16 protein-coding genes and 4 pseudogenes are annotated in these 13,894 nt (G+C 40.9%); 8 read left to right on the top strand and 12 right to left on the bottom strand.

Going from position 1 to position 13,894, the window contains the following annotated elements; all coding sequences use genetic code 11:
• The coding region (locus PVV57_RS08610; RefSeq protein ID WP_273783872.1) for a phage terminase large subunit family protein at positions 1-1,352 on the bottom strand (1,352 nt) is incomplete at its 3' end.
• A 30-nt stretch (positions 1,353-1,382) separates the two neighbouring features.
• On the bottom strand, positions 1,383-1,934 hold the full coding sequence (locus PVV57_RS08605; protein WP_273719353.1) for a hypothetical protein: 552 nt from the start codon (positions 1,932-1,934) through the stop codon (positions 1,383-1,385).
• Positions 1,935-1,996: 62 nt separating this feature from the next.
• On the opposite strand from PVV57_RS08605, the gene PVV57_RS08600 reads away from it, so the two are divergent.
• From PVV57_RS08600 to PVV57_RS08585, 4 genes are all read left to right on the top strand, one after another.
• Positions 1,997-2,311, top strand: a complete 315-nt coding sequence (locus PVV57_RS08600) for a type II toxin-antitoxin system RelE/ParE family toxin (RefSeq protein WP_273719337.1) — start codon at positions 1,997-1,999, stop codon at positions 2,309-2,311.
• Between the two features lie 16 nt (positions 2,312-2,327).
• Positions 2,328-2,624 carry a HigA family addiction module antitoxin gene (locus PVV57_RS08595; RefSeq protein WP_273719336.1) on the top strand — a complete coding sequence of 99 codons (297 nt, stop codon included), beginning with the start codon at positions 2,328-2,330 and terminating at the stop codon, positions 2,622-2,624.
• Between the two features lie 410 nt (positions 2,625-3,034).
• Complete coding sequence (locus PVV57_RS08590; RefSeq protein ID WP_039757918.1) at positions 3,035-3,298, top strand: type II toxin-antitoxin system RelB/DinJ family antitoxin; 264 nt, start codon at positions 3,035-3,037, stop codon at positions 3,296-3,298.
• Positions 3,285-3,566: a type II toxin-antitoxin system YafQ family toxin gene (locus PVV57_RS08585; protein WP_273719334.1), complete on the top strand. Its 282-nt coding sequence runs from the start codon at positions 3,285-3,287 to the stop codon at positions 3,564-3,566. The genes PVV57_RS08590 and PVV57_RS08585 overlap by 14 nt, the downstream gene beginning before the upstream one ends.
• 54 nt (positions 3,567-3,620) lie before the next feature.
• On the opposite strand, the gene PVV57_RS08580 is transcribed toward PVV57_RS08585, so the two are convergent.
• The 10 genes and pseudogenes from PVV57_RS08580 to PVV57_RS08535 form a co-directional block, all read right to left on the bottom strand.
• On the bottom strand, positions 3,621-3,899 hold the full coding sequence (locus PVV57_RS08580; protein WP_273719332.1) for a hypothetical protein: 279 nt from the start codon (positions 3,897-3,899) through the stop codon (positions 3,621-3,623).
• Positions 3,896-4,640 (bottom strand): annotated as a pseudogene (locus tag PVV57_RS08575) (antA/AntB antirepressor family protein). The gene PVV57_RS08580 and the pseudogene PVV57_RS08575 overlap by 4 nt, the downstream one beginning before the upstream one ends.
• Before the next feature lie 587 nt (positions 4,641-5,227).
• The gene (locus PVV57_RS08570; protein WP_273719331.1) at positions 5,228-5,806 is read right to left on the bottom strand and encodes a hypothetical protein; all 579 of its coding nucleotides are present in this window, start codon (positions 5,804-5,806) and stop codon (positions 5,228-5,230) included.
• Positions 5,807-5,809: 3 nt separating this feature from the next.
• On the bottom strand, positions 5,810-6,130 hold the full coding sequence (locus PVV57_RS08565; protein WP_273719330.1) for a hypothetical protein: 321 nt from the start codon (positions 6,128-6,130) through the stop codon (positions 5,810-5,812).
• A 471-nt stretch (positions 6,131-6,601) separates the two neighbouring features.
• Positions 6,602-6,997, bottom strand: coding sequence for a type II toxin-antitoxin system HicB family antitoxin (locus PVV57_RS08560; protein WP_011180290.1), 396 nt, complete (start codon positions 6,995-6,997; stop codon positions 6,602-6,604).
• Positions 6,994-7,193: pseudogene (locus PVV57_RS08555) on the bottom strand (type II toxin-antitoxin system HicA family toxin). The gene PVV57_RS08560 and the pseudogene PVV57_RS08555 overlap by 4 nt, the downstream one beginning before the upstream one ends.
• A 64-nt stretch (positions 7,194-7,257) precedes the next feature.
• Positions 7,258-7,794: a hypothetical protein gene (locus PVV57_RS08550; RefSeq protein WP_273719479.1), complete on the bottom strand. Its 537-nt coding sequence runs from the start codon at positions 7,792-7,794 to the stop codon at positions 7,258-7,260.
• A 10-nt stretch (positions 7,795-7,804) separates the two neighbouring features.
• Positions 7,805-8,255, bottom strand: a pseudogene (ssb, locus tag PVV57_RS08545) (single-stranded DNA-binding protein).
• A gap of 353 nt (positions 8,256-8,608) precedes the next feature.
• Positions 8,609-9,094 carry a hypothetical protein gene (locus PVV57_RS08540; RefSeq protein WP_273783870.1) on the bottom strand — a complete coding sequence of 162 codons (486 nt, stop codon included), beginning with the start codon at positions 9,092-9,094 and terminating at the stop codon, positions 8,609-8,611.
• A 338-nt stretch (positions 9,095-9,432) separates the two neighbouring features.
• Positions 9,433-9,642, bottom strand: a pseudogene (locus PVV57_RS08535) (hypothetical protein); the annotation flags it as partial.
• Positions 9,643-9,996: 354 nt separating this feature from the next.
• On the opposite strand from PVV57_RS08535, the gene PVV57_RS08530 reads away from it, so the two are divergent.
• From PVV57_RS08530 to PVV57_RS08515, 4 genes are all read left to right on the top strand, one after another.
• Positions 9,997-11,280, top strand: coding sequence for a phage tail sheath C-terminal domain-containing protein (locus PVV57_RS08530; protein WP_273719482.1), 1,284 nt, complete (start codon positions 9,997-9,999; stop codon positions 11,278-11,280).
• 3 nt (positions 11,281-11,283) lie between these two features.
• The gene (locus PVV57_RS08525; protein ID WP_273719484.1) at positions 11,284-11,841 is read left to right on the top strand and encodes a phage major tail tube protein; all 558 of its coding nucleotides are present in this window, start codon (positions 11,284-11,286) and stop codon (positions 11,839-11,841) included.
• Between the two features lie 2 nt (positions 11,842-11,843).
• Positions 11,844-12,257 (top strand): hypothetical protein, encoded by a 414-nt coding sequence (locus PVV57_RS08520; protein ID WP_273719486.1) that lies wholly within the window; start codon positions 11,844-11,846, stop codon positions 12,255-12,257.
• 130 nt (positions 12,258-12,387) lie between these two features.
• A partial coding sequence (locus PVV57_RS08515; RefSeq protein WP_273783868.1) for a phage tail tape measure protein occupies positions 12,388-13,894 on the top strand: 1,507 nt, incomplete at its 3' end.

The following is a 13,894-nucleotide window of genomic DNA, read 5'->3' as shown; positions in this document are numbered from 1 at the left end:
GCCTGTGTGTGTCCACCACCGGTATCAATGCAAGCCGCTGTTATTCTGATACCCTCTTTATAGCCTGGATGCGGCCAGCGTTTTGCAAGATATTCATCCAATTGGTCCCACACTTCAAAAGAAGAGGGGTCACCAAGGATAACTTGATAATCAATATGCCAACTTTCTTCACTACGCCCCCATCCCACCACTTCAAGCTCTAAACGGTCATTTTGCACATCAATGCCCGCTGTCAACACGACGGCTTGTTCTGGTGCTAAAGGATACTCTTCGCGTTTTGCATAGAGGCTGTCTGGATCAACAACTTCGCCTGTTCTATCCTCCCACGGCTCTCCAAGCACTGTATTGACAAAAGGCTGTAGAAGAGCTGGATCATCCTTGGCATTTAAAAACTCTCTTGCACATTCCCCCCATGTAAGCCAAGGTGAATAGAGTGCCGAAATATGATAAGAACGCAAATTCGGTCTGCTTGACTCACTGGTTGGGACCCAGCATGCACCTCTTTCTTCACACATGAGATCTGTTTTTCGGTGCTCGGCATGTTCATGACCACAATGCGCACAAACAAAAACAGCTTTTTCGGGTGCTCCTTTTGGCCATTTGATTTGTGACCAAACAATCGGCTGGAGTGTACCACATTCATCACAAGGCACGTTGTAATATCGCTGGTCTCCTAGCACAAAATCCTTGGCAATACGGCTTGTGTCACGGTGGGTGGGAGTGGACAATTTAAAGATCTTTCGTTGTACAAAGGTTGATGTGCGCTTTTCCGCAATCATCACTGGATCACCTTCATTATCGACACTGAGAGGATAACCATCTACTTCATCCAAAATCAGATAACGAATAGGCATAGAACGTAGACCAGCTGCACTGTTTGCTCCTGTAAGCATCAGTGCTCCACCATCAAACTCTTTCGAAAACATGGTATTCCCGCTGTCACGTGCTCGCGCTGGGGCTATGCGTTCACTTAAAACTGGACTTGCCATAATCATGGGATCAAGCCGCGTCTTTGAAAGCTTTTTGGCTGTCTCAACGGTCGGCATGACATAAAGGGCAGGTCCTGGACTATAATGAATAGCATAACCGCAGAAATTCAATCCTGCCTCTGACATGCCAACCTGCGCTCCTTTCATGACAATGGTTGTTTCAATCGGTTTGTGAGAAGAAAGATTATCCATGATTTCGCGCAAATAGGGGGTGCGTTTTGTTCTCCACAATCCAGGTTCAGCACTGGCTACCGTGCTAAGGTATCTATTCTTGTCCGCCCATTGAGAAACCGTATATGGTGGGTCCGGTTGTCTTGCATCATTGGCATGGGCGAAAAATTCTGTAACAGCATTCTCATCCATTATTCATTCTTTGCTCGCCCCAAAACGCTCTCATTCTGGAGGTTGAGGATCATGATAAGGAACTGGAATATGAACAGCTTCAAGCAAAGCCTTTCGTATGTAATAATCAATGGCACCGATCAGACTTGCAGCATCACATCCAACTTGTGCGGCAATGCTTGCACCAAATCGATGAGGAAAATTCAACATAGCGTCACGGTGTGCTCTTCCAAACTCACGCGCTGCTCTCTTGACTTCTTCACGGTCAACGGTTGTTTCGCGTAAGCGTTCAAGGGCAATCTTTTCGCTTTCAAGGGCAACTTGCATTCGCTCCAGTTTAATCTTGTATTCATTGGCCGCCTCTGTAGAGACTTGTTTGATCTTTGTCCGCGGTTGACCATCCGGTGCTAAAAATGGAGCAGGGCGTTTTGTTGGATTCTCATTCCAGATAGCTGTTGCAAGCGCTTCATTAACAGAACCATCTTCAAAAAGAGCCTTATCAAATTTTCCAGTTTTAAAACGCGAAACCACCGCATTAGGAGAAACACGCATCTTTTTGGCAAAGGCACGAAGCGATAAACCCTCACGATGCTTCTTTGCCATTTCCACCTCTTTTGCTAGATATTTTTCAATATTCATTCTTTTCTTTAGATTAGTATCATGTTATGATACATAAAAGAACGAATGAAGGTGACTTGGTGATTGAATCTTTTGCGGATAAACAGTGTAAAGATCTTTTAGAAGGCAATCCACCTAAAGGTTTTCCCACAACTCTCGTGCGTATAGCCCAACGAAAATTATTTATGCTGGATAAAGCAGTTGATCTCAAAGATTTACGCAGTCCTCCGGGTAATCGTTTAGAAGCCTTGAAAGGAGAGCGTAAAGGTCAATATTCTATTCGTATTAATGACCAGTTTCGCATTTGTTTTGAGTGGCGTTCTAATGGCGCCTATGAAGTTGAAATCGTCGATTATCATTGATCCGTAGGAGGTCGAGATGAAAAATTACATTGCTATTCATCCCGGAGAAATTTTACGGGAAGAATATTTAAAAGAATATGCTCTCTCTGCTTATGCTCTTGCCAAAGCCTTGAATGTTCCACGCACTCGGATAGAACGTATTGTAGCAGAAAATAGTCCGGTAACTCCTGATACAGCACTACGATTAGCCTATTTTTTTGATACAACAGCTGAATTCTGGCTTAACATGCAAGCTGCTTACGATGTTAGTGTCTTACAAGTTGAAAAAGCAGATGAATTTTCCAAAATTAGTAAATTTGAATGTAGGGTTTAATGATCTTTCCACTTATAAGGTTTTACGACCTAACAGATAATTGACGATCCGGTATAATCGGGTCTATATTCTGGCATGCAAATGGATACACTTCAAGTCGCATAAGGATTATTGGCTTTCACAAAAAACTTTGACATAAGATGCAGTTACACAAAAGAAGATTTGGAAGCCGTGGATTCTCCACCATTGACAGATGAAGAACTTGCAGGCTTAAAGCCAGCTAAAGACGTTTTACCAGCCTCCTTTTTTAAGTATGTAACAGAAGAGCGGCATACACGTGGGTGAAGTCTTAAAAAAAGAAAGCGGTTGTTAAGCCAAACGATCTCTCCACTTTAAAAAAAATGCTTTACAGTTGAAATTAAACTTCAATTGTATTACATTGAAATACAGTTGAGAGAGGAGAAATCATTATGGCTACCAGTCGCATGGTTCAAGCACGTGTACCGGAAGAAATTCAAAATGTCGCTAGTCAAGTTATTCAAGCCTCTGGTTTGTCAGTAAGTGATGTCGTGAGAGTGTTGATGACACGTATTGCGCAAGATAAAGCTATTCCTTCTTTTTTGTTTCAACCCAATGCAGAAACCATAGCGGCTTTTGCCGAACTTGATGAAGGCAACTTAAAAAAGTTTCATTCCGTAGACGAATTATTTGATGATCTCTATGCGGACGATTGAACGTACGACTATCTTCAAACGTGATTTCAAGCGTGAGATGAAAGGACAATATCGGCATCTTTTAGATACTGATTTACGCAAAGTCATCGCAGCATTAGCAAATGATCAATCTTTAGAGCTTCGATATCATGACCATGCATTAACTGGAAATTGGAAAGATTATCGGGATTGTCATATTCGACCTGATTTGGTTTTGATCTATCGCTTGATTGGTCAAGATAGGCTAATTTTAGTGCGTCTTGGTTCTCATTCACAGCTTAATCTGTAATGTCAATTAATCCCTCCCCATTTTTGAGAACGGGGAGGGGGGTATATATTTTACCTAAGCAACCTTTTTAATGGGGCTCTCGAAATTCGGTTCATAAGCGCACAACAAAGAATCCATGCTATGCGGTAACTCTGAATCGCCAAAATCTGTGAGAACTGTTAAGATTTTAAGTATACTTGGCATCTCATCTTGAAGTTTTGAAATCAAAGCTTTTTCTATGACAGTCATAGTATCAACCAGAGCAGTACAATCTTTATCATTCATATTTTCATGTCTAGAAAATTGAGATAATGCCAACCACAAATCGCATAAGAAGTTAGTATCTATCTTCATTGTACACCTCCATGAATTTGCTCTCTCAAACATGCCAATCCTCTGGATGTGATTTTTGTTGAAGGGAGTACCTTTTCTGTACCATCTGGTCTTTGAATGGTGATAGCAGGGCAATCCATGAATCCTTTCTTGATTTTATCCTGATAAGGTAACAGAGGCGCTCCTGGAGCCCGTCGATAGATCCAATCATGTTTACGCAAGTAATCCGTTAAATCCTTTGGTCGCACCTCTAATATCTTCGCTGCTTCGATTAAACCAAACAGACCATCAGAACGCTTTAAGCCTTCCAAAGCCTCTGCTTTTGGCTTGAGTGTACTCACCTCATTTCTTAAGTCTTCTAATTGATTGATACTCTCTAAAAGAGCTGTTTAATCGTAAGAGGATTTTCCAAAGCATTGGCAAGATTTATTTGCGGTGTTGCTAATTGTTTCAAAAGCCGTTCACATTTGATAAAGTATTGACGTGCTTCATGTCCTTTATCATTACGCTCTATCATCGAAAGGTGTTTAGCCATGTCTAAGGTAATGTGGGGTATGCTTTAGAAGGACGTCCACCTGAACTTTCGCTCAAAAAAGAGCAAAAGTCATACCCTTCTTTAAATTTACAGTCTTGAATACGTCTGATAATCCAGTCTTTAAAGCTGGTTTTTACTTCTAAAAACGCATGCAAGTCACATGCATTTACCGTTTGAACAGTTTCCTGATCAATAGTTTGTTCTGATATCGGAATAAGAGTGTTCATGTGAACTCCTTGTTGATAGATGTTTCTTAATGACACTCCAAAAGAGCGCCGGGTGCTAAGAAACACGGCAACAAGCCCGTCGTTATGCTTTTCCCCCGAAAGGGTATTTTATGGCATAACCACACCCGACAAGACCAGTATACGCTATACGCGTATAATGAGTCAAAGCCTTTACAATGTGCGGAAGACTGATTATTTCGGCAATCTATCCGCTATTGGTTTAAGGTGTTCGTTAGGCACCTGATTCGACAATAGACATGACGTCACTGCCTTGTCAAGTGATAAAGACTTTTTTTCTAAAAAATAATCCACAATTGTACAGTAACATACTGAAATTGTTATTTATCAATGTGTTATGTGTACAATGTACAGTCGATTTGAAAATTCTGTCGCTAGCGATAGTTCGCGCTGGTCTGCTCCGCAACGAAGCCACCCCGCTGGGAAGTACCTTTTGCATTGATTTTATTGACTTTTTTATGGAAAAAACAAAGCATAAGTGATGATCTTTTTTTAAAATTACAATAAGAATAGGGAATGCTTAAACTCATAAATATATGTAATATAGAGATAAAGCTTGAGAACATGATCTAGCCTTTTTTATTAGCAGCGTATTCTTGACGAGCAAGTTGTCTCTGTATATTTTTGGTTAATCTTTCATTGGCATATTGTGCAATAGCACTTGCAATATCTGGCTTGGACATCACTTTAGCAATTGATGGTCCTTCTTGTTTTGCAATAGGGAATTGGTCTCCATCATCTCTTTGAAACACATTCCCTCCCATTTTTAACTCAACACGTTTGGGAAAACTGCCTCCCATGATAAAACCATGGGGCAAGATTTCTTTCTTTTTAAACAGTGTATAAGTTACGCCGCGTTTTGTTTCTCTTGCTTTAAAAAATTTAAGAGGTATTGGTGTTCCAGAACCAATGATATCTGTCTCAAGAAACCTTGCTGTTGCCTTTTCTTTAATATAAACACCTCTTCTTATACGCTTTATTTGGGCTGATGAGATGTCGGTAACTTGCTTTTCAGTAAAGCGTTCAACTTGTTTTGCTGCAGTGTTTAGAGCATTACGCAGAGCCCAATTAAGGCGAGGGGCTTGAAGGCTTGTGAAGGTATCTTTTACCTGTTGAAGATACCATTTTTGGTGGATAATTAATTTCAACTTTTAAGCCTTTTGGGGGGTAGATGTTGATGGCTTGGAAGCTTTAGGTGCTTTTGGTTTTTCGAACGAGGGTTCCTCTGTTACTGTTTCAGATGATGTTTGGTTGGGTTCTTTTTCTACCTGCTTAATCTGTTCAATTGTCTTGTCGGGTTTTATTTTTGTTTTGACATCAACAAAAGGTTTAGCGGCATTTGCACGTTTGAGACGTGCGTAGACTTGATTAGAAATCTCAACAAATGGATTATTGGGAGTTGAAGTTTCAAAACGAACAGTGCTTTTATTATCGCCAACAACACACATTGGCTTGGTGATGATTGCTTTCATCTTCGCTCCTTTTGAGGCAATGAATTAATGACATCATTGGTTACTGAATGGCGTTTGATATGTGCAAAATAGATTAGTCTGTTTTATCAATAAAAACAGTACTTTAAGCCCTCTTGAAAGCTTAATATTTTATCAAATTTTAGGGGATATTTTTGAATTTTAGATACAATACAACTAGTACAGTGAAACCATTAAATAAAATTTTTCACACATTGTCAATAGAAAAAATCTATATTTTGTATTTTTTATCTAAATATTTATAAATATTGAGCAGTATAGGAGAGAAAGGAAATGACAGGTCCAGAAATATTAGATGCCGTGTATATGATATCAATGATAGTTATATCACTCTTGACTATAGCGTTTTGTTTGCCTGCCGCTTTTTGATTTTCATTAATATTTTGTATATCATATGTAATTATACGCTTTTGCAAAAAAATCTAGAGTGAGAAATTTCTCCATATTGATGGGCTAAATATTAAGCTCGTGACGGGCTGCTGTTGCCAAAAAAGCAGATCTTGTTAAGCCTCTCTCTTGTGCACAATTATCAATTGCACGCAAAAGCCCTCGTTCAATTGATATATTTGTACGTACGACTTCTGAATCATTTTCAATAAAAGGAACTTGTATTAAAAAAGCTCCTTCTGACAAAGCTTTTTTGACAGCTTTCTGTTGTATCACTTCTTCAAATTTTAAAGGAACAGGCACTGTATCCATATCTTCACAGTAAAGTTGTAAAGCTTCGGTTGCATTTATGATAAGATTTTCTTCTTCATCAGCAGCAGAGAATAGACCTTCAAAATCAGGAAATTGAACACCAAAAGCAGAATCCTCATCTTTATGAACAAGAGCAAAAAATCTTTTCATTCTTCTTCTCCTTTTTTAAACCAGCCTGCTTGTTGTGCAATAGAACGCGCTGTACCAATTGGAAGATTTTTTTAGGATGTGGAACAATAACAACCTTACCGTCTTTTTTAAATTTATGGTGCGAACCTTTTACTTTTACAAGTTCAAAGCCATCGCGTTTTAATTTTGCAATTATCTTTCGGCTGTTTTGTTTCATTCCCTAATCTCATAATGTGTATATATTTATACACTATACTTTTTCTTATTTTAAGTCAATGTTTTTAATAACCACAATGTTTCTGGAGAGCGTTAAGGATTATCCGCAATGAAGGTACAAGGTACGGTAATTCTTGATCTTCACTAACAAGATACTGTAGCGCAGCATAAAAATTATGCTGTTTATATAGGTATTGTGTTTCTTTTATTACCTCTTGCATATTCAAAAATTGTTTTGTTGCAAATTCAACCCATTTTTTTCTAGCTGCTTCATCAGAAGATGAGGGCATTTTATCATAAATTGCATTATGTAATCCTTTTGCACATAAATAGTTGTTTTTCACTTCAATATATTTTTGTGCAACATCGTATTGATCTTGATTAATCACACCTTTCAGATAAAGCCGTCCGATATAAGTACCGGAAAGTGGATTTTTTTCTTCTTCTATGGTCAAGCCAAAGCGTTTGGCACGCATTTCTATTGCCAATTTATTTATGGGTTCATGTGGTGTTTTGGCTCGTGAGATACGACCATTGGGTTCTCTGGTACATCCCTTAATCCGTGGACGTCCACGTTTTGCATGTTTTTTTCTTTTAGCCATATTTTTTCAATCAGAATGGGACGCTATCATTAAGAGATGCGCTATAATCGGAGGCACCAGAGACGATAGCATAATTTTGAGAAGTAATGGGTGAGGGGTGTGCAGATTGCTCTTTCTTTGCATCAAGCAAATACAACTCGCCTTTATATTGTGACAAGACAATCTCTGTTGTGTAACGGTCATGACCGTTTTTATCTTGCCATTTACGGGTTTGTAATTTGCCTTCTATGTAAACAAACCTTTGAACCTTTACTGAGATACTGAAGAGCAATTTTTGCCAAATGTGGATTAAAAACCACTACGGAATGCCATTCGGTTTTCTCTACTTTTTGATGGGTCTTTTTATCAGTATAGCTTTCAGAAGTAGCCAACCTAAAATTGACTATTTCGGCACCAGAATTCATTGTTTTGCTTTCGGGATCATCCCCTAAATAGCCAATTAACATCACTTTATTCAGCATGTTTTTTGTTACCTTAAGTTTGTGTTTAAATATGTGAAAAATCTTAGTATAATTTTATTATTTTTTCAATTATTTCAATAAGATAATTAATATATTTAATGTATTATCTGTATGAATGGTATTCATAAATTTAAATAGTTATTATAACTAACTGAATATAAATATTAATACTACTTTACATCATTTAAACGCTTGCATTTTTACGTGTAAAATAAATAAAGCCGCGTCCTTTAAAGACACGACTTTATTTTTTGCTATAAAGCAGCCGCCCTGCACCGTTAGTTACGCTGCTTTTTTAGGCAACTTGCTCTAAAATTTTTTCACGACCATCGATTATGATATTGTCACAAATGCTAACATTGACCACAAATTTTGGCATTGCCATAAACTTCAGCATACATATCAACGCTAGCATTGCCAAATACATGCGCATTCCCATAAACCTTGCCTCTAACATCTGCTTTTCCATAGACCTTAGCATTATCAAAAATACGAGTGGTTCGTAGAGTTTGTACCTCACCAAAAACCTCAGCATTGCCATAAACATGACCATCTATCCAAACCTTACCGTGAATTTTTGCATTATCATAAACACGCGCATCACCATAAATCCATGCATCGCCAGATATTTGCGCATTGCCATAAAGACGAGCTCTTTGACAGACACGAGCGTTATCTCTAACCCAGCAGTCGCCATCATGGGAAAGGTGTATACTACTTTCTATAAAACCACCTAAATCACCTGCTTTTACATCAGCAAAATCCTTAACAGCTCTAATACGGCGTAACGTGTGAATACCTGCTACAATCGTTTCATCTGTAAATTCATATTTTTTCATTGGAATGTTTCCTTAACGTAATAAAGTTTTCAATTAACACCCTATAAGGGCGCCGGGCGTTGAAAACACGGCGTTAAGTCCGTCGCTATGCTTTTCCCATGAGGGTATTATATGGCATAGCACACCCGACCCAAATCACTATACGCTTCAATAAGCATAAAAGACAATCAATATTTAAGGCATGGGAGAGGCTGTTTCGTAACCTATCCGCTTAACGCTAAGTGTTTTCAGCACTTGTGATTCTCTTAAGACAATCCATTCTCACTGTCAAGCGACTTTGCAATTTTTTTCACTTTTTTCATTTTGATACCTACCAAATTGAATATCAAGCGCTTTTTCTAGCTTTCTGTCTTTTTAATAGACGACTGTATTGTGTAAATCGATATATTTATTAGACTACGTGTACGCAACGTGAGAAAGAATGAACAAACTAAAAAAGAGTACCAAAGAACAATATCTAAGTACCAAAATACAGTATAATTATTTGGAAAAATTAAAACGACAAGCGCTAAAATTATTATCTTTAAGAGTTTGTGCATATGATGCTGGGGGTGATACATCAAGAGGAGGCGCTGGAGGGATAGAACTAGGTTCCTACAGTTCAGGAAAAGCAGGGCGTGGTTTTGGTGGTGGCGGTGCGGGCTCTCATGGAACTGATGCTCCAAGCGGTGCTGGTGCTGATGGCGCTGTTCTTATAAGATTATGGAAAGAATAAATGGATGTACAAGTAACCAAGATATGACAGAAGTCAAATGGATAGCTGTTCTATAAGCAGGCTTATATGTTTTTAAGTCCTTTTATCGCTCTTTCAAAGCCCTTTAAAGTCCTTTTTGACTGACAGTGTCAGACTTATGAGAGAGGATGAGTGTTGTTATTGTCTCTCCATTGATTTGGAGAGCAAAATGGCAATAGAATTTAATCATGGTATCCGCCTCATTGAGGATGGTCAAGCATCTCGACCCTTAGAGATGTTTAGCCAAACCGCCCTTGGGGCGGTTGTTACAGCCCCTGATGCGGATGCACAAATTTATCCCCTTAACGAGCCCGTGTTGGTCTTCACCCATGAGACAGACAAAATCCAAAAGCTTGGGACACGGGGCACAGCCCTTGATGTGATTGATGCCGTGCGCGCGCAAGGGATTGAGGCACAAGTGATCTTTGTGCGGGTGGAAGAAAAGTCAACCATAGCTGAGACACAAGCTGAAATGGTGGGATCCAATACTCACTTGACTGGTGTGCATGCCTTGGCTCATGCGCGGGGGCATTTGGGTGTGGAACCTGGAATTTTACTTGCTCCGGCTTATAGTGCAGGGCGCCTTGATAATGGCAAAAACCCTGTGGCAGATGCTTTGGAACAAGTGGCAGAAAAGCTACAAGCCATTGCTGTGTTTGATACGGGGGGTAAAAATACGCAAGAAAGCCTTGCCTATCGTGCAGATTTCTCCTCACGCTTTTGTTATCTGATTGATCCCTTTGTACGGGTGGCAAATCGTGAGGGAGGTGTGAGTATAAAGCCCGCAAGTCCTTTTGTGGCTGCTATGTTTATCAAACGTGATAAGCAAAGGGGTGGTGTTTTTTGGTTTCCCTCCAATCAAGATGTCAAAGGCATTTTAGGCACCGCACGCCCCATTAGCTATTTTGATGGGGAAATTGATCATGAGGCTAATCGTCTCAATCAAGCCGATATTGCCACCTTTATTCCCGCCCGCCTTAGCCAAAATGCTCATGGGAAAACTGCTGCCAATGGGCGCATTTTATGGGGCAATCACACCACCTCGAGTGATCCACTCTGGCGCTTTGTTAATGTAGTGCGCACCCGTTCAGCCTTGGAAAAAACCATCATCAACAATTTGCGCCCTTGGGCGAATGATGAGAATCTGACCGGTCAACATGTCATTGCTATTACTCGCAGCCTCACGCAGTTTCTTGATGATCTGATTGCACGTGGAGCATTGCTTGGTGGGCGGGTTTGGTTTGACCGTGATTTAAATTCCAACAGCACTTTGCAATTGGGAAAATTGCGGGTCGAGTTTGATGCAGAAGAAGTACCTCCTCTAGAAGATTTGAGTTTCGGCAGCCGGCGCAATAGCGCTTATTTTGATCGATTGGCTGAAGATATCCAAAAGAAAATGACTTATCAATTTGGTGATACGCTGGAGAGCTATCGCAAAGCAGCAAGGAGTTAAAGCATGACTTTACGCATTGTACGCGGTTTTACGCTGATTGTTGATGATGATGTGAATCTTCACCTTGATCTTGAGACATTAAAACTGCCCACGTTGGAAGAAATCACCGAAACCTATCAACCCGGGGGCTCTGATCTGCAAATTGATGTGAGCGGTCTTGGTGTGAAAGCTCTGAGCATGCAAATGAAAATTCGCAGCCACACCCCCGAAATTATCGGTATCTTTGGTGGTCCTCCTGGTCTTCGTCATAAATTCACTGGCAAAAAACATGTGATCTCTGAAGAAGACGGGCGCGAACATGAACATTCCATTGATGTCACAGGGCGCTTGGTCAAAGTGGATAGTGAAGGCTTAACCGCTGGAAAAGCAACGGGCTATGATTGCGAGATCAAAAATATTTGGGATTATACGGAATTTTGGGATGGTTCTGTTTTGCACCGCTTTTCTTTTAAACGGGGTGGTTGGCTTGTGCGCAATGGGCAAGAGATCGGTTCTCGCCGCCGCTCTATTCTCAATTTATCAGCTTTCATTATTGATAGGGCTCTCATTTATAGGAATTGATCATGACAAGTTTACAAACCAGTCTTGATGTGGAATTAGCTATTCCCATTCTTTATCAGGACAAAAATGGCAAAGAATCTCTCTGCAAAAAACTGACCTTTTATCGCCCCACCTTCAAGCAAGCACGCCAATTAGCGGTGTTGATTGGACCGCAGCTGGCAAAGCTCGTTCTGCCTGCTGTAGAAGAGGATAAAACAACATTGAGCAATGATGTTCTCATTCTCAAGCTTTGTGAGGCTTTGCTTACCCATGAGGCGATGGAAGGAATAGCCGTGCTTTTAGCCGATATGTCTCATGAATCTGTTGAACTTATTAATCGTCTTGATGTTATCGATATTATGGCAGTGTTTAAGGCATTTTTTGCTTTTTTTCCCACACGCCAATCCTCTCTGCCAGACAATTTGGGGCAGAACTAGCCCTTTATTATCACTGGGCGCCTTCAGAGATTAACCAGATGGATTGGCTTGATGGATTGCTTATCGAGAAGAACTCGCGCGCCTGAAAGCTCAAGAATATGAAAGCCAAATGTTAGGATAAGATGCGATCATGGATGTTTCTCTTGTTGTGCGTTTTGTTAATCATCTGCAAGAGGGGATCGCTTCTGCCAAGCGAGACTTAAAAGCCTTTAGTTTAGATGTTGCGCATTTCCAAAGCCAGACACGAAAGCATTTTAAAGGGTGGTTTGACCCTGAGCACTTGAAGGAATCTACAGAAAAAGCGCAAAATGCTTATATTCATGCGCGTGGGCGTATGGTGGGGGCGGTTGCTCAAACCGCAACCTTGATTGCCCCTCTTTATAAAGCCATGCAATTTGATCAATCAATGAAGGGCTTGGAAAAGGTTCTGGATGCCCCCCTTGATCGTTTAAAACAATTGCGCCATTTTGCTTTGGAAACCTCCACAAAAATCCCTTTGGCAGCGCGTGAAGTCTTAGAATTGATGACCAGTGCCAGCCAAGCAGGCATTGGTGAACAAGATCTCGAGGCTTTTAGCATTTATGCGGCCAAAGCGGCTGTTGCTTTTGATATGAGCGGGGATCAGATTGGGGAATGCTTTGCCAAATTACGCAATGTCTTTAAGCTTAATCAAGCAGGCATTGAAGATCTAGGGGATGCGATCAACCATCTCTCTAACCATATGGCAGCAAAGGCCAGTGAGGTGTCTGATTTTACCAATCGTGCCACCGGTGCGGCTACCATGTTTAAGTTGACCGCGCGCGAAACCGCAGCCTTTGGTACAGCGATGATTTCTGCAGGAATTGTACCAGAGAGTGCAGCGCGTGGTTTTAATACGATGAGTGCGCGCATTCAAGCAGGGGTCAAACATATTGAAGATGCCTTTAGCAATATTGGGCTCTCCCGCCAAAAATTTATGGAAGATTTAGAGAAAGATGCCACCGGTACCTTGGTGCGCTTTTTTAATGTGTTGGGCAAATCCGAACAAGGGATGCGTTCTCTGATTGCCATTGCAGGGCGCGATTTTACCGGTGATTTTGCCAAATTGGTGGGCTACCCCGAATTGTTAGGGCAAGCTTTAGAGTATGTGAAAGATCCACAAGTCTTTAAAGGTTCTGTAGAGCAAGAGGCAGACAAACAAGCAACCGGTGCTATGCGGCAATTTGAGTTGTTGCAAAACCGTATTGTGGCTTTAGGTATCACCATTGGTGAAGTGCTCCTGCCTCCTCTCAACAGTCTCATGGAAAGTGTTGGGGGATTTGTCAATGTACTGATGGCGTGGGCGAATGCGCATCCAACTTTAACCGCTGTGATCATCAAGACCATTGCCGCCCTCATGGCTTTTAATATTGCTCTGCGGGTTGTACGTTTTACCATGGCGGGAACCCGCCTTGGGCTTCTTCAATTGATGGGCTCTTTTATCAAGATGGGTGCTGTTAGCCGCACGCTGAAAGCAAGTTGGCGCGGCTTAGTCGCTTCAGGGCGCTCATTGGGTTTAATGGCAGCAGGGCTTGGTGGGAGTGCGCTGCGTCTTCTTCGCCCCATGACTTTACTTGTGGGGGCTTTACGGGGGATAGCCGTTTCAGGTGCGGCATTTT

Origin of the sequence: Bartonella sp. AU15XJBT (assembly GCF_028618615.1) — a bacterium.
GTDB lineage: Bacteria > Pseudomonadota > Alphaproteobacteria > Rhizobiales > Rhizobiaceae > Bartonella.
The sequence above is the reverse complement of the archived record's forward strand: the minus strand, read 5'-3'. Positions and strand labels throughout refer to the sequence as shown.

What these genes read in the sequence shown, in the direction of transcription:
- PVV57_RS08605 (WP_273719353.1), bottom strand. Translation starts at nt 1,934, where the DNA reads ATGGCAAAGAAGCATCGTGAGGGTTTATCGCTTCGTGCCTTTGCCAAA.
- PVV57_RS08600 (WP_273719337.1), top strand. Translation starts at nt 1,997, where the DNA reads ATGATACATAAAAGAACGAATGAAGGTGACTTGGTGATTGAATCTTTT.
- PVV57_RS08595 (WP_273719336.1), top strand. Translation starts at nt 2,328, where the DNA reads ATGAAAAATTACATTGCTATTCATCCCGGAGAAATTTTACGGGAAGAA.
- PVV57_RS08590 (WP_039757918.1), top strand. Translation starts at nt 3,035, where the DNA reads ATGGCTACCAGTCGCATGGTTCAAGCACGTGTACCGGAAGAAATTCAA.
- PVV57_RS08585 (WP_273719334.1), top strand. Translation starts at nt 3,285, where the DNA reads ATGCGGACGATTGAACGTACGACTATCTTCAAACGTGATTTCAAGCGT.
- PVV57_RS08580 (WP_273719332.1), bottom strand. Translation starts at nt 3,899, where the DNA reads ATGAAGATAGATACTAACTTCTTATGCGATTTGTGGTTGGCATTATCT.
- PVV57_RS08565 (WP_273719330.1), bottom strand. Translation starts at nt 6,130, where the DNA reads ATGAAAGCAATCATCACCAAGCCAATGTGTGTTGTTGGCGATAATAAA.
- PVV57_RS08560 (WP_011180290.1), bottom strand. Translation starts at nt 6,997, where the DNA reads ATGAAAAGATTTTTTGCTCTTGTTCATAAAGATGAGGATTCTGCTTTT.
- PVV57_RS08550 (WP_273719479.1), bottom strand. Translation starts at nt 7,794, where the DNA reads ATGGCTAAAAGAAAAAAACATGCAAAACGTGGACGTCCACGGATTAAG.
- PVV57_RS08540 (WP_273783870.1), bottom strand. Translation starts at nt 9,094, where the DNA reads ATGAAAAAATATGAATTTACAGATGAAACGATTGTAGCAGGTATTCAC.
- PVV57_RS08530 (WP_273719482.1), top strand. Translation starts at nt 9,997, where the DNA reads ATGGCAATAGAATTTAATCATGGTATCCGCCTCATTGAGGATGGTCAA.
- PVV57_RS08525 (WP_273719484.1), top strand. Translation starts at nt 11,284, where the DNA reads ATGACTTTACGCATTGTACGCGGTTTTACGCTGATTGTTGATGATGAT.
- PVV57_RS08520 (WP_273719486.1), top strand. Translation starts at nt 11,844, where the DNA reads ATGACAAGTTTACAAACCAGTCTTGATGTGGAATTAGCTATTCCCATT.